At 71.5% G+C, this 14,639-nt stretch carries 14 protein-coding genes; 9 read left to right on the forward strand and 5 right to left on the reverse strand.

Features of this window, described 5'->3' with window-relative positions:
* Positions 1-285: 285 nt before the first annotated feature.
* On the reverse strand, positions 286-2,877 hold the full coding sequence (gene pepN, locus V9U70_RS11485; RefSeq protein ID WP_336674453.1) for an aminopeptidase N: 2,592 nt from the start codon (positions 2,875-2,877) through the stop codon (positions 286-288).
* A gap of 166 nt (positions 2,878-3,043) precedes the next feature.
* Here pepN and V9U70_RS11490 point away from each other — a divergent pair, with 166 nt between their 5' ends.
* The 6 genes from V9U70_RS11490 to V9U70_RS11515 all read left to right on the forward strand — a co-directional run bounded on the left by V9U70_RS11490 (position 3,044) and on the right by V9U70_RS11515 (position 8,074).
* Complete coding sequence (locus tag V9U70_RS11490; RefSeq protein WP_336674454.1) at positions 3,044-3,694, forward strand: mycothiol-dependent nitroreductase Rv2466c family protein; 651 nt, start codon at positions 3,044-3,046, stop codon at positions 3,692-3,694.
* Positions 3,695-3,786: 92 nt separating this feature from the next.
* The gene (locus tag V9U70_RS11495; protein WP_336674456.1) at positions 3,787-4,239 is read left to right on the forward strand and encodes a GNAT family N-acetyltransferase; all 453 of its coding nucleotides are present in this window, start codon (positions 3,787-3,789) and stop codon (positions 4,237-4,239) included.
* A 63-nt stretch (positions 4,240-4,302) separates the two neighbouring features.
* On the forward strand, positions 4,303-4,650 hold the full coding sequence (locus V9U70_RS11500) for a VOC family protein (protein WP_336674458.1): 348 nt from the start codon (positions 4,303-4,305) through the stop codon (positions 4,648-4,650).
* A 193-nt stretch (positions 4,651-4,843) separates the two neighbouring features.
* Positions 4,844-4,972 carry a hypothetical protein gene (locus tag V9U70_RS11505; protein WP_336674459.1) on the forward strand — a complete coding sequence of 43 codons (129 nt, stop codon included), beginning with the start codon at positions 4,844-4,846 and terminating at the stop codon, positions 4,970-4,972.
* Positions 4,973-5,338: 366 nt separating this feature from the next.
* Entirely contained in the window at positions 5,339-7,657 is a 2,319-nt protein-coding gene (locus tag V9U70_RS11510; RefSeq protein ID WP_336674460.1) for a rhamnogalacturonan lyase family protein, read from the forward strand.
* A gap of 258 nt (positions 7,658-7,915) precedes the next feature.
* The gene (locus tag V9U70_RS11515; RefSeq protein ID WP_336674461.1) at positions 7,916-8,074 is read left to right on the forward strand and encodes a hypothetical protein; all 159 of its coding nucleotides are present in this window, start codon (positions 7,916-7,918) and stop codon (positions 8,072-8,074) included.
* Between the two features lie 28 nt (positions 8,075-8,102).
* On the opposite strand, the gene V9U70_RS11520 is transcribed toward V9U70_RS11515, so the two are convergent.
* The gene (locus V9U70_RS11520; RefSeq protein ID WP_336674462.1) at positions 8,103-8,762 is read right to left on the reverse strand and encodes a CatB-related O-acetyltransferase; all 660 of its coding nucleotides are present in this window, start codon (positions 8,760-8,762) and stop codon (positions 8,103-8,105) included.
* A gap of 171 nt (positions 8,763-8,933) precedes the next feature.
* Here V9U70_RS11520 and V9U70_RS11525 point away from each other — a divergent pair, with 171 nt between their 5' ends.
* Complete coding sequence (locus tag V9U70_RS11525; protein ID WP_336674464.1) at positions 8,934-9,164, forward strand: hypothetical protein; 231 nt, start codon at positions 8,934-8,936, stop codon at positions 9,162-9,164.
* Positions 9,165-9,242: 78 nt separating this feature from the next.
* Here V9U70_RS11525 and V9U70_RS11530 read toward each other — a convergent pair whose 3' ends face one another.
* The 3 genes from V9U70_RS11530 to V9U70_RS11540 form a co-directional block, all read right to left on the reverse strand.
* Complete coding sequence (locus tag V9U70_RS11530; protein WP_336674466.1) at positions 9,243-10,034, reverse strand: DUF2071 domain-containing protein; 792 nt, start codon at positions 10,032-10,034, stop codon at positions 9,243-9,245.
* Positions 10,031-10,375, reverse strand: a complete 345-nt coding sequence (locus V9U70_RS11535; RefSeq protein WP_336674468.1) for a metalloregulator ArsR/SmtB family transcription factor — start codon at positions 10,373-10,375, stop codon at positions 10,031-10,033. Before V9U70_RS11535 ends, V9U70_RS11530 begins: the two co-directional genes overlap by 4 nt.
* A gap of 187 nt (positions 10,376-10,562) precedes the next feature.
* The gene (locus V9U70_RS11540; RefSeq protein ID WP_336674470.1) at positions 10,563-11,204 is read right to left on the reverse strand and encodes a superoxide dismutase; all 642 of its coding nucleotides are present in this window, start codon (positions 11,202-11,204) and stop codon (positions 10,563-10,565) included.
* Positions 11,205-11,601: 397 nt separating this feature from the next.
* Between V9U70_RS11540 and tkt the strand changes: the two genes are divergently transcribed.
* Positions 11,602-13,845 (forward strand): transketolase, encoded by a 2,244-nt coding sequence (gene tkt, locus V9U70_RS11545; RefSeq protein ID WP_336674472.1) that lies wholly within the window; start codon positions 11,602-11,604, stop codon positions 13,843-13,845.
* A 110-nt stretch (positions 13,846-13,955) separates the two neighbouring features.
* Positions 13,956-14,627, forward strand: a complete 672-nt coding sequence (locus V9U70_RS11550; protein ID WP_336674473.1) for a Dps family protein — start codon at positions 13,956-13,958, stop codon at positions 14,625-14,627.
* Positions 14,628-14,639: the final 12 nt, after the last annotated feature.

Here is a 14,639-nt window from a genome sequence, read left to right on the forward strand (position 1 = left end):
CCACCACCGCCGCCTGCTGGTCCGGCGCATCGCGCGGCCTCCCCGGCGTGAGGCGGACGACCGTGGCCCCGAGCCCCTCCAGGCCCGGCACGACGGCGAGGCCGTGCAGGGCGAGCGCGGCGGCCCCGGTGACCACCGCCGCACCGTAGCCGGGCCCGCAGGACCGGGCCGCGCCGCCGGCCCGGACGCCTTCTCCGGCGCCCCGGCCGACTGCGTCGGCAGCCGGGACCCCTGCCCCGGCGCGCGCCGCGCGGAAACCGGCGGACGCCCGCTCGGCCTCCCTCCTCAGGCGGCCTTGTCGCACTCCTGGCCGCGCAGCGCCCGCGCGAGGTCGTCCCGCGCCTCCAGCACCAGCCGGCGCAGCGCCGGAGCCGCGTCCACGTTCTCGCTCAGCCAGGCGTCGGTGGCCGCGAGGGTCGTGGGGCTGTCCTGGAGACCGGGGAACATCCCCCGCACCACGTGCATGCCGATCTGGATGGACCGCTCCTCCCACACGCGCTCGATCGCCGCGAAGTACCGGTCGGCGTAGGGGGCCAGCAGCTCCCGCTGCGAGGGCTGCCCGAACCCCGCGATCGTCGCCTCGACCAGCGCGTTGGACAGCTTGTCCGACTCCACGACCGCCGCCCACGCCTGCGCCTTCACCGCTTCGGACGGGCGCGAGGCCAGGCACCGTACGTGGTGGCGCTTGCCGGACGCCGTGTCGTCACGGGCCAGTTCCGCGTCGATCGCCTTCTCGTCCGCCACTCCGTGCGAGGCCAGCGGGGACAGGAACGCCCACCGCAGCTCCTGGTCGATGTCCAGGCCGTCGATCCGGGCGGAGCCCTCCAGCAGCTCGCCCAGCAGCTGGAAGTCCGCGTCCGATCCGGCGACCGCCGCGAAGAAGCGGGCCCAGGTCAGCTGGTGCTGACTGCCCGGCTCCGCGCGCCGCAGTTCGCGCAGCGCGCCCTCGGCCAGCGCCCGGCCGCCCTCCTCGCGCCAGGCGGGGGCGGCGTAGTTCACCAGCGCCGACTGCGCCCAGGCGTGCAGCATCTGGAGGACGCCGATGTCACTCTCCCGCCCGGCGAACGCCAGCACCAGCGCGACGAAGTCGCGGGCCGGCATCAGGGCGTCCCGCGTGAGGTTCCACAGGGCCGACCAGCACAGGGCGCGGGCCAGCGGGTCCGTGATCTCGCCGAGGTGGGCGCGGAGCGTGGCCAGCGACGCCTCGTCGAAGCGGATCTTGCAGTACGTCAGGTCGTCGTCGTTCACCAGGATCAGGTCGGGCCGCTCGGACCCGGCCAGCTCCTTCACCACCGTGCGCTCCCCGGCCACATCCGCCTCGGCGCGGGCGTAGCGCGTCAGCTCGCCCTGGGGCGTACGCCTGTACAGGCCGACCGCGACCCGGTGCGGACGCAGCTCGGGGTGCGAGGCGGCGGCCTCCTGGACGACGGCCAGCTCCGTCAGCGTCCCGGCCGCGTCGTAAGTGGCGACGGGGGCCAGCGCGTTGACGCCCGCCGTCTGGAGCCAGGAGCGCGACCAGGCGGTCATGTCGCGGCCGGACGTCTGGGCCAGCACCGACAGCAGGTCGCCGAGGCGGGTGTTGCCGTACGCGTGCTGCTTGAAGTAGCGGCGGGCGCCCTCCAGGAACGCGTCCCGGCCCGCGTACGCCACCAGCTGCTTCAGCACGGAGGCGCCCTTGGCGTACGTGATGCCGTCGAAGTTCAGCTTGGCGTCCTCCAGGTCACGGATGTCGGCCGTGACGGGGTGCGTGGAGGGCAGCTGGTCGGCGCGGTAGGCCCAGGCCTTGCGGTTGTTGGCGAAGGTGATCCAGCCGTTGGTGAAACGGGTCGCCTCGACCATCGAGAAGGAGCCCATGAAGTCCGCGAAGGACTCCTTCAGCCACAGGTCGTCCCACCACTCCATGGTGACCAGATCCCCGAACCACATGTGCGCCATCTCGTGCAGGATGACGTTGGCGCGCCGCTCGTAGGCGGCCGAGGTGACCTTGCCGCGGTAGATGTACTCCTCGCGGAAGGTGACCATGCCCGGGTTCTCCATGGCCCCGAGGTTGTACTCGGGCACGAACGCCTGGTCGTACTTCCCGAAGGGGTACGGATAGTCGAAGTGGTCGTGGAAGAAGTCCAGGCCCTGCTTGGTGATCAGGAAGACGTCGTCCGCGTCGAAGTGCTTGGCCAGCCCCTTGCGGCACATCGCGCCGAGCGGGATCTCCAGCGTGGAGCCGTCGTCCAGGGCGCGGCTGTAGTGATCGGTCACGTAGTGGTACGGACCGGCGACGACGGCGGTGATGTACGTGGAGATCGGCTGGGTCTCCGCGAACCGCCAGACCTCGCCCTCGTGCGACTCCTCGGCCCCGTTCGACCAGACCCGCCAGCCCTCGGGGGCGGTCACCTGGAAGCGGTAGGGGGCCTTGAGGTCCGGCTGCTCGAAGTTGGCGAAGACGCGGCGGGCGTCGGCCGGCTCGTACTGGGTGTAGAGGTAGACCTCGCCGTCCTCCGGGTCGACGAAGCGGTGCATGCCCTCGCCGGTCCGGCTGTACGCGCACCGGGCGTCGACCACCAGGACGTTCTCGCCCTCCAGCAGCCCGTCGAGGGCCACCCGGGCCCCGTCGAAGACGGCGCCCGGGTCCAGCGGCGTACCGTTCAGCGTCACCGCGTCCACGGCCGGGGCCACCAGGTCGGCGAAGGTCGAGGCTCCCGCACGGGCCGAACGGAACCGGATCGTGGTCAGCGAGCGGAAGGTCCGCACACCGGCCTCCCCCTCGCCCCCGTCGGGCTCCCCGACGGCGGATCGCAGGTCGAGAGCGATCTCGTAACCGTCGACGGTCAGCAGTTCTGCCCTCTTCTGGGCCTCGTCGCGGGACAGGTTTTCACCGGGCACGGGCACTCCTTCGTGACGCGCGTCATGTGTCGTGTTCGAACCCATTGATCCTTGCATGCGCCGGTGGACGCAGGTATTCCGGGAAGGGACGGCGCCCTTCGGGGGAATGAGCGGTTCTCCGGAGACGTTCCGCCCGTAGCGACAACACGCCCTTCTGAGGAGAGACATGCCCGAGAAGACCCCGGCGAACGGCAGGACCCCGGTCGACTTCTGGTTCGACCCACTGTGCCCCTGGGCGTGGATGACCTCGCGCTGGATGCTGGAAGTGGAGAAGGTCCGCGACATCGAGGTCCGCTGGCACGTGATGAGCCTCGGCGTCCTGAACGAGGACCGGCTGGACGAGCTGTCCGAGGAGTACCGCGACCTGCTGGAGAACAAGTCCTGGGGCCCGGTCCGGGTCGTCGTGGCAGCCCAGCAGGAGCACGGCGACGCGGTCGTCGGCCCCCTCTACACCGCGCTCGGCACCCGCTTCCACAACAACGGCGAGGGCCCCACCCCCGAGGCCGTCGCCGGCGCCCTCCAGGACGTCGGCCTGCCCGCGGAACTCGCCCGGTACGCCGATTCCGACGCGTACGACACCGAGCTGCGCGCCTCCCACAAGGAGGGCATCGACAAGGTGGGCCAGGAGGTCGGCACCCCCGTCATCGCCGTTCCCGGCGCGGACGGCGAACAGGTCGCCTTCTTCGGCCCCGTCGTCACCCCCGCCCCCAAGGGCGAGGACGCGGCGAAGCTCTGGGACGGCACGCTGATGGTCGCCTCCATCCCGGGTTTCTACGAGATCAAGCGGACCCGCACGCAGGGCCCGATCTTCGACTGAGGCCCGCCCGGGGCACGCGGCCCGGTGGCCGCGTGTCCACGCGGGCGAGCCGCCACGCGCCCGCGGGTGTCCGTCCCGGGGGACAATGCCTCATGCGGATACGCGCGGGCGAGGCGGCCGAGGCCGCCGCACTGACGGAGCTGGCTCTGCGGTCGAAGGGCCACTGGGGGTACGACGCGGAGTTCCTGGCCGCCTGCCGCGAGGAACTGACGCTCGGCCCGGCCGATGTGGGCCCGCGCCGGACCTCGGTGGCCGAGGAGGACGGCAGGGCCCTCGGCTTCACCACCCTGGACGGAGAGCCGCCGCGGGGCGCGCTCGGCATGATGTTCGTCGAGCCGGACGCCATCGGACGGGGCGTCGGGCGGCTGCTGTTCACCCGCACCATGGACGAGGCCCGCAGGCTGGGCTTCACCTCCCTGACGATCGACGCCGACCCGAACGCGGAGCCGTTCTACCGTGCCATGGGCGCCGTCCGGATCGGCACCACGCCCTCCGGCTCCGTCCCGGGCCGGGAACTCCCGCTGCTGGCAGTCGCGCTGGCCTGAACGGACGACCTGGAGGCGTCGGCTTCACGGCCGTTGTCAGCGGTGCGCCGTACGGTGAGGGCCATGCGCATCTCACCGGAAATGATCACGATCGACTGTGCGGACCCCCAGGCGCTGGCCGCCTGGTGGGCCGAGGCGCTGGGCGTCGAGGAGACACAGGACTACGACACGTTCGTCGTCCTCGCGGCGACCCCGCTGGTCCTCGGCTTCCAGCGGGTGCCCGAGCCCAGGACCGTCAAGAACCGGGTGCACATCGACTTCTCGTCCCCCGACCGCCCGGCCGACGTGGACCGCCTGGCGAAGCTGGGCGCGACCGTCGTCGGCGAACAGACCATGCAGGGCATGGTCTGGACGGTCCTGAAGGACCCGGAGGGCAACGAGTTCTGCCTCGCCGAGGCCGGGAGCCACTGAGCGGGCAGGGCCCCCGCACGGCACTTGGCCGCACGGGGTGTTTCGCTGTCGGTGCGATTGACTAGCGGGACGCGCGGCACGCCTTCGGGTGCCGGTCCCGTGCCGAGCGGCACGGCGTGGTCGGGGCACGCGTAGAGGGTCGTTCCGGGAACGCTGTTGCCTGTGTCCAGCGGACGGGGATCGGAGCGCGCGTGTGGGCCCCGCGCTCGACGCAGAGCGCGACGCGTCCAGCGAGGTCGACCGGGAACAGTTCGTCGGCGCTCACGCGGCCACCCGGCTGCACATGGCGGCTGCCCGCGGCGTCGGCCGTGCTGACGACTGACGCCGACAGCAGACGAACACCCCTGAACGAGGCGGACGCTGACCGTGCCGCATCGGGGCGGGCAGGCGGCGACACGCGGTCAGATCGAGCGTGATCGACGCCCCCGGCTGCCCACGGGTTCCCCATCGACAGGAACGCTCGAGACCCGGAGCCGGCTGCTGTCGACGGCAGTCGGCGGCGACACCTGCGTGGGGATGGGCCCGCGCGAACGAGTTCGACGCGAAGGGTTGTAGGGGGTGATTGCCGCCTCTATCGTGCGGGAGCGCTCCCACTCCGGCATTCGCAACGTGCTCCATCGCGTACGCCGCTGATGAACTGTCTCGTTCCCTGCTTCGTGGAGTCCTCTGGAGAAGGAGCATCAGGACCGTGAAAAAGATCAGACCTCACCGGTTCCGTACGGTGGCATGGGCAGGGCTCGTGACACTGCTCGCCGCGCTGTTCGTCGGTCTGCCGGCGGCCGGCGCCGGGGCCGCTGAGATCGATACCGCGGCGCACTATCAGTTGGTTTCCCGGCACAGCGGGAAGGCCATGGAGATCGATGGGGGGTCCACGGCCAGCGGGGCCGCGCTGGTTCAACGCACCCCTGGCTCGGTGACTCACCAGCAGTTCCAGTTCGTCGACGCCGGCGGTGGCTTCCACCAGCTTCGGGCCCGGCACAGCGGCAAGGTCCTGGACATAGAGGCGAAGTCCACCGCGGACGGCGCGAACGTCCAGCAGTACACCCCCAACGACGGAGCCAACCAGCAGTTCAGCGTGGTCGACACCGACAGCGGCTTCGTCCAGTTGATCAACCGCAACAGCGGAAAAGCACTGGACGTCTGGGAGCGGTCCACCGCGGACGGCGCCCGGATCTCCCAGTACACCGACAACGACGGCACCAATCAGCAGTGGCAGTTGGTGAAGGTCGGGGGCGGATCAGACCCTGGCCCCGACCCGGACCCGCCCGGTGACGGGCTGCAGATGGAGGATCTGAACCGGGGCCTGGTCTCGGTGCGGTCCGGCTCGGGCAACCTGGTGTCCTGGCGACTGCTGGGCACCGAGGGCTACGAGACGGCGTTCAACGTGTACCGCAACGGCAGCAAGGTGAACACCTCGCCGATCACCAGCTCCACCAACTACCTGGACAACGGCGCTCCAGCCGACGCCACGTACACGGTTCGAGCCGTGGTCGGCGGCGCCGAGCAGCCCGCCTCGGAGTCCTCGCTGCGTTTCACAGGCGGCGACTACCTCGATGTCCAGCTGCAGAATCCTGCTTCCGGCTACACCCCGGTGGAAGCCAGTCCGGGTGATGTGGACGGCGACGGGCAGTACGAGCTGATCGTGAAGTGGGACCCGTCCAACGCCAAGGACAATTCCCAGGCCGGAGTCACCGGGAACGTCTACCTGGATGCCTACCGGCTCAACGGCCAGCGGCTGTGGCGCATCGATCTGGGTCGCAACATCCGGGCCGGCGCGCACTACACCCAGTTCCAGGTCTTCGACTACGACGGCGACGGCCGGGCGGAGGTCGCCGCGAAGACCGCCGACGGTACGCGTGACGGGCAGGGCACGGTGATCGGCAACGCGAGCGCGGACCACCGCAACGGCGACGGTTACATCCTGGCCGGCCCGGAGTACCTGACCATGTTCAACGGGCTGACCGGGGTCGCGATGGACACGGCGAACTACGACCCCCCGCGCGGCAACGTCTCCTCCTGGGGCGACTCCTACGGCAACCGGGTGGACCGCTTCCTGGCCGGTACCGCCTACCTCGACGGGAAGCGGCCCTCGCTGATCATGGCGCGCGGCTACTACACCCGTGCTGTCGTCGCGGCCTGGGACTTCCGCGACGGCCGGCTCGCCCGTCGGTGGACGTTCGACTCCAACGCCTCGGGGAACTCCCGCGCGGCCGGACAGGGCAACCACCAGCTGTCCATCGCCGACGTCGATGCCGACGGCCGCCAGGAGGTCATTTACGGCTCCGCGACCATCAACGACAACGGCGCCCTGATGTACGCCACCGGCTACGGCCACGGCGACGCTCTGCACGTGGGCGACTTCGTGCCCTCCCGCGCCGGTCTGGAGGTGTTCACCATCCACGAATCGGGCAACCAGCCCGGCTCCGACCTCCACGACGCCGCCACCGGAGCGGTCATCCACCGCACCCCCACCAGCGGCACGGAGGGCCCCGGCCGCGGGGTGGCCGCCGACATCCACGCCGGCAACCCGGGCGCTGAGTTCTGGGGCGCGGGACCGAACATGACCCAGCTGCGCAACTCATCCGGCGGCAATGTCGGCCGCAACCCCTCCTCGGCGAACTTCCTCGCCTGGTGGGACGGCGACCCCGTGCGCGAACTGCTCAACGGCACACAGATCGACAAGTACGGGACCGGCGGTGACAACCGCCTGCTCACCGGTAGCGGCGTGGCCTCCAGCAACGGCACCAAATCCACCCCGGTCCTGTCCGGGGACCTCTTCGGCGACTGGCGCGAAGAAGTCATCTGGCGCCACTCCAGCAACAACGCCCTGCGCATCTACGCCACCTCGACCCCGACCGCCACCAAACTCCACACCCTGGCCCACGACGCTCAGTACCGAGTCGCCCTGGCCTGGCAGAACACCGCCTACAACCAACCGCCCCACCCCAGTTACTTCCTGGGCGCCGACATGACCAGGCCGCCCCGGCCCAACGTCTACGTGCGCTGACCCGCCCCATCACCTGATGCGACAGTGGAGCGTCTTCGCGGACAGGCCGCCCCGCAGAGGCGCTCCACCCGCAGTTCCGACCAGCAAGCGGCGCGAGGTCACGGCCGCTTTCACCCATGCCCCTGGCTGGAGTGAAAGGACAGGGGGAGACAGCAGGGACCACGGCTAGGACGCGGCCCCGAACTCCGTCGCGGTCCTCGACCCGTAACAGCCGCGGCAGAGCGGCCCGCGCCGCGATCCTCGCAGGGGCCGGCAGCAGTGCGTCGGGGGCGCCCACACGCCGACGGCGCCGGGGTCGTCCGTGACAGCAAGGACCCGGCCGCAGGGCTCCCGCTCTACGGCCCCGAGCACGGGGCAGCGTTCATCGGCGGGGCCGCGTTCCTCGACGGCGTGAAGGCGGGCGCTTTCAACGGCTGACGGCTCAGCCCGGCCTACGCGCGTCCCGCTAGCCCGCCCCCGCCGCCGGCGCCGCCGCCTCCAACTCCGCCACCGTGCCCGACATCACGGTGCGGATGTGGCGCGTCAGGTGCTCCGCAGGCCAGTCCCACCAGGCCACGGCCAGCAGGCGCGCGATGTCCGCCTCCTCGTACCGGGTGCGGATCAGCCGCGCCGGGTTGCCGCCGACGACTCCGTAGTCCGGGACGTCCGAGACGACCACGGACCGGGAGCTGACGATCGCGCCGTGCCCGATGCGGACACCCGGCATGACCACCGCCTCGTAGCCGATCCACACGTCGTTGCCGATCACGGTGTCGCCCCGGTTGGGCAGGCCTGTCAGCAGGTCGAAGTGGTCGGACCACGATCCGCCCAGAGTCGGGAACGGGAAGGTGGACGGGCCGTCCATACGGTGGTTGGCGCCGTTCATGAGGAAGCGCACCCCGGTGCCCAGGGCGCAGAACCTGCCGATGACGAGCCGCTCCGGACCGTAGTGGTAGAGCACGTTGCGCGACTCGAACTCCGTGGCGTGCTCGGGGTCGTCGTAGTACGAGTAGTCACCGGCCTCGATCAGCGGCGAGGTGACCAGGGGCTTCAACTGCACCACGCGCGGCTGGCCGGGCATCGGGTGCAGGGCGGTGGGGTCGGCGGGGACGGGCTCGGGGCTCATGGGGTCGCTTCCGGGGCTCACGGGCGGGGGGACGGAGGCCATCGTGCCCTTCGAACGCGGAAGGTTCGAGTCGATTCCCTGACGGATGACCTTGCGTGACCTAGCGGGCCGTTCGTCGGTTGGACGGATGAACGGGTGGACACATCTCATGAGAACAGGCGAGGTAGCGGCATGAAGGCACGGCGGGGGCCGGCGCGGGCGCTGGTCCGATGGGCGATCTGGTGCGGTGCCGCACTGGCGGTGGTGGGGGTGCACGCCGGGCCGGCGTACGCGGACGAGGAGCACACGCACTCGGACAACGGGCCGCGGGTGGCACTGATCCACATCGGCCAGATCGACGACCCCCTGGAAGACGTGCTGGAGCACGCCGCGCTCCTGGGCACCACCTACGTCTTCGACTGAGGGGCGACAGAGCGGGGCTCCCGGACCGGGGCGCCGGGCGGGGCGGACGGCACGGCTCAGGCGGTGCGACGGCACGGCTCAGGCGGTGCGGTCGGGCCTCCACCCGTCGGCCGGCGCCCCCGGGACCGCCCCGGCCCCGGCCCCGCTCCCCGGCCGCAGCGGTGCGCCCGGCGACCAGTGCGCCGGCACGTCCCGCATCACCAACGCGCTGTCCAGCACCGCGCTGCCCGGCGGGAAGCGGTCCGGGTCCTCGAAGAACGAGGAGCGTACGGCGCGGGGCCGCCCCGCCGTCACCTTCCAGGCGTCCGTGCTCAGTTCGAGGACGTCCAGCCCGCCGTCCCCGGCCCTGGGGGAGAGGCCCCGGGCGCCGAGGCGGAAGAACTCCGACGCCTCCGCCAGGTCCGTGAACAGCTCGCTGCCCCGCAGTGCGTCGGCATCCTCCACCGTCGCGTCGGCCTCCACCGCGCCGTCCCGGGTCGTGAACGCCACCCGCACCGCGCCGGCCTCCTCCCGCACCGTGAAGTCGGCGCGGCCGTGCTCGCCCGGGTAGACGCGGCCGCCCGCGAACGCGGTGATGCGGGAGGCGGTGTCACGGCGCGGGATGTACACGCCGCTCTCGACGCCTCCCGGGCCGTCCCACTCGACGGAGAGCCGGTGCGCCGCGTTCTCGCTGCTCAACCCGGCCGCGGCCGGGACCCAGCCGGGGCGGACACCGCTGATCCGCAGCAGGCAGATGCCCGCCACCGCGTGGCCCCGCACCAGATGGGGGCGGAGCGGAGCGGGGAGCTGGGCGGCGGCGACGTGCGGGTCCACCCGGTAGTTCACCAGGAGGCGGCGTTCGATGACGCTGGAGAGACGGGAGCGGATCATCGGGCGTTGCCTTCCGGGGCGGCACGCCACTTCGAGTGACGGAGCACGATCTGTTCGGGGCACACGGCGCTCAGGAAGCGCCCCACACACATGGCGAGGCGTTCCTCCGCGAGCGAGTAGAGGATGCGGTTGGCGTCGCGTCGCTCGGTGACGAGTCGGGCCCCTTTGAGGACGCCGAGGTGGCGGGAGATGGACGGGGCGCTGATCGAGAACCGGCTCGCGATCTCCCCGGCGGCCAGTTCGCCTCCGCGCAGATCCTCCAGGATCTGGCGTCGCGTGGGGTCGGCGAGGGCGCGGAAAACGCTCGCTTCGTCGTCAGCCGTGTCGGCGGGTGATTCCATGGAGCATGTTTAGCATATGAGCCAAATAGCTAATCATCCGGGTGGGGAAGGGCCCCGGGCAGGGGAGAGCCCCCGCGAGTCATGTCCTCGCGGGGGCTCTCCGTTGATCCGCCCGCCGTGGTGAAGGTTGAGAAGACGATCACGAGGCAGGGCGTCCGGGGGCGCCGGCCCGACGTCGGCGGGCGCGTCAGGGGGCGAGCAGCAGGACGTCCGCCCGCTCCTTGGCGGCGGCGTACCGCTTCGCCACGTCCTGCCAGTTGACGACCCGCCACATCGCCTCGATGAAGTCCACCTTCTGGTTCTTGTACTGGAGGTAGAAGGCGTGCTCCCAGGCGTCGAAGACCAGGATCGGGACCGAGCCCTGGCCGACGTTGCCCTGGTGGTCGTAGACCTGCTCGACGATGAGACGGCCGCTGACGGGCTCGTACGCCAGTACGCCCCAGCCGGAGCCCTGGGTGGTGGCCGCGGCCTTCGTCAGCTGGGACTTGAAGCCCGCGAAGGAGCCGAAGGACTCGGCGATCGCGTCGGCGAGGTCGCCCACGCCGTCCGCCGCGAGGGGCTCACCGCCGCCGTCGCCGCTCATGTTGTGCCAGTAGATCGAGTGCAGGATGTGGCCGGACAGGTGGAAGGCCAGGTTCTTCTGCAGGCCGTTGACGGCGCCCCAGGCGTCCTTGGCGCGGGCCTCCTCCAGCTGCTCCAGGGTGTCGTTCGCGCCCTTGACGTAAGCGGCGTGGTGCTTGTCGTGGTGGAGCTCGATGATCTGCGGATTGATGACCGGTTCGAGCGCCGCGTAGTCGTACGGGAGTTCCGGAAGCGTGTACGTGGCCATGGTGCGAACCCTTCGACTGCGGGGAATGCCGTCCAGTTGTTATTGCAATCTATATGCAGAAGCAGGCTAGCAGCAGGAGTGATCTTCGGTGATCAGTCCTTCGGCCTAGGTCCAGCGACGGGGCTCGGTTACTCCGTTTTGTCGCTCTACAGGTGATGTGGCCGCATTTCTGTGGTCCACTCGTCAAGCGCGGCGGTGGACCGCCGCGTCGGCCGCCCCTCGTGCGTCGCGAGCGCCGTCACGCCGGAAACGCGGGGTGGCGCGACGGGCATGTGTGCCGCCGCACGTTTGGGTCCGCTTTTCCGGGGGACCCGCCGAAACGGCCGGGCGGCCCGAGGCAGGGGCCGCAGGCGTGCCGCCCGCGCCGCCGCTCCGCCCCACCGATCAGGAGGACGTGATGGCACCCCCCAACGCCCCCGATGCGCCGAACAGTTCGAACGACGCCTCCGGCGGCTACGGTCGTGACCCGGAGATCGCCCCGCCCGTGGCGAAGGACGCGGGCTGGGGCCCGCTCGACGTCCGGGCGGTCGACACCGTACGGCTGCTGGCCGCCGACGCGGTGCAGAAGGCGGGCCACGGCCACCCGGGCACGGCGATGAGCCTGGCCCCGTTGGCGTACCTGCTGTTCCAGCAGGTGATGCGGCACGACCCGGCCGACGACCAGTGGCTCGGCCGGGACCGCTTCGTCCTGTCCTGCGGCCACTCCAGCCTGACCCTCTACATCCAGCTCTACCTGAGCGGTTACGGCATGGAGCTGGAGGACCTGAAGAGCCTGCGGACCTGGGGCTCGGCCACTCCGGGGCACCCCGAGTACCGTCACACCCGAGGCGTCGAGATCACCACCGGGCCCCTCGGGCAGGGGCTCGCCTCCGCTGTGGGCATGGCGATGGCGGCCCGGCGCGAACGGGGCCTGCTCGACCCCGACGCGCCGAAGGGCACGAGCCCCTTCGACCACCACGTGTACGTCGTCGCCTCCGACGGCGACCTGATGGAGGGCGTGACGTCCGAGGCCAGCTCGCTGGCCGGACACCAGGAACTGGGCAACCTGATCCTCTTCTACGACTCCAACCACATCTCGATCGAGGACGACACCGACATCGCCTTCAGCGAGGACGTAGCAGCCCGCTACACCTCCTACGGCTGGCACGTCCAGACCGTCGACTTCACCCGCACCGGCGACTACGTCGAGGACGTCGACGCCCTGCTCGCCGCCGTCGAGGCCGCCAAGGCGGAGAGCGACCGCCCCTCCCTCATCCTGCTGCGCACGATCATCGGCTGGCCCGCCCCCACCAAGCAGAACAGCGGCAAAGCCCACGGCTCCGCCCTCGGGGACGACGAGGTCGCCGCCACGAAGAAGCTGCTCGGGTTCGACCCGGAGGCCGCCTTCACGGTCGAGGACGACGTCCTGCGGCACGTCCGCGCGGTCCGCGACCGCGGAGCCGAAGCCCACCGCGCCTGGGAGCCCGGCTACCAGAAGTGGCGCTCCGACCACCCCGAGCGCGCCGAACTGCTCGACCGGCTGCGGGAGCAACGGCTGCCGGAGGGCTGGACCGACAGCCTGCCCGTCTTCGCCCCCGACGCCAAGGGCATGGCCACCCGCAAGGCGTCCGGCGAGGTGCTGACCGCGCTGGCGCCCGTGCTGCCGGAGCTGTGGGGCGGCTCGGCCGACCTCGCGGGGAGCAACAACACCACGATGGAGGGCGAGCCGTCCTTCGTCCCGGAGTCCCGGCAGACCGACGAGTTCTCCGGCAACCCGTACGGCCGTACGCTCCACTTCGGCATCCGCGAGCACGCCATGGGCGCGATCCTCAACGGCATCGCCCTCCAGAGCCTCACCCGCCCCTACGGCGGTACGTTCCTGATCTTCAGCGACTACATGCGCCCGGCCGTACGGCTCGCCGCCCTGATGGAGCTGCCGGCGATCTACGTCTGGACCCACGACTCCATCGGCCTCGGCGAGGACGGCCCCACCCACCAGCCCGTGGAACAGCTCGCCGCCCTCCGCGCGGTCCCCGGCCTCGACGTCGTACGGCCCGCCGACGCGAACGAGACCGCGGTGTGCTGGCGCACCGTCCTGGAGCACCACGACCGGCCCGCGGGCCTGGCGCTCACCCGGCAGCCGCTGCCCGTCCTGGAGCGGGGGCAGGACGCCTGCGCCCCGGCAGAGGGGGCAGCCCGGGGCGGCTACGTCCTGGCCGACAGCCAGGCGCGGACGCCGGACGTCATCCTCGTCGCGACCGGCTCCGAGGTCCACATCGCCCTGGAGGCGCGCACGCTGCTCGCGGACGAGGGCCACGACGCGCGGGTGGTCTCCATGCCCTGCCGCGAGTGGTTCGCCGAGCAGCCGCACGCCTACCAGGACGAGGTGCTGCCGCCCGACGTGCGGGCCCGCGTCAGTGTCGAGGCGGCCGTCGCCCAGGGCTGGCGGGACGTGGTGGGGGACGCGGGCCGGATGGTCAGCCTGGAGCACTTCGGCGCTTCGGCCGCCTACGAGCGTCTGTACGAGGAGTTCGGCATCACGCCCCGCGCGGTGGCCGACGCCGCCCTGGAGAGCATCCGTGCGGCGTCCGGCCCGGTCCGGCCCGGCGGGGAACGCCCCTCGGCGGCCCCGAGCGAGGGGGGCACGGGAGACGTCGGCTGACGCCGCTCGCCGCCGCCCCCTCACCGCACCGCCGCCCGCCCCGCCTACACACACTCCACCGGCGGCGCCCGCCCCCACCCCTGTCGTTCGTCACTCCACGGAGGAGCCCCATGTCCCCCTCACGCCCCACCCCCCGCTACACCGTCCCCGGTCTCAGCGTCGACGAGGGCCGGCAGGTCATCGAACTCCTGACGCTGCGCCTGCACGCGCTCAACGACCTCGCCCTCACTCTCAAGCACATCCACTGGAACGTGGTCGGCCCCCACTTCATCGCCGTCCACGAGATGCTCGACCCGCAGACGGCGGCCGTGCGCGACATGGCCGACGCGGCCGCCGAACGCATCTCGGCCCTGGGCGGGGAGCCGCTGGGCACACCGGGGGCCCTGGTCGCCGAGCGCACCTGGGACGACTACAGCGTCGGCCGCGCCGACGCCATCGCCCACCTCGGCGCCCTGGACCTCGTCTACACCGGCATCATCGAAGACCACCGCGAAGCGGTGGAGAAGGCCGGCGAGATCGACCCCGTCACGGAGGACCTGCTCATCGAGCACCTGCGCGGACTGGAGCAGTTCCAGTGGTTCGTCCGCGCCCACCTGGAGAGCAACTCGGGGTCGCTCGCGAACGCCGACGCGGACACGGAGGAGGGAGCGGCGCGAGCGGCCTCCCCCGGGAAGGCCGCCACGAAGCGCACCCAGGCCAAGAAGACGTCGTCCGCCGAGGCCAAGAAGACCACCAAGCGGGCGGGCAAGAAGACGACGGCGAGCAAGCGCACGACCCGCTGAGCAGGCTCGCCC

The sequence above is a fragment of the Streptomyces pratensis genome (genome assembly GCF_037137275.1).
Taxonomy (GTDB): Bacteria; Actinomycetota; Actinomycetes; order Streptomycetales; family Streptomycetaceae; genus Streptomyces; species Streptomyces pratensis_B.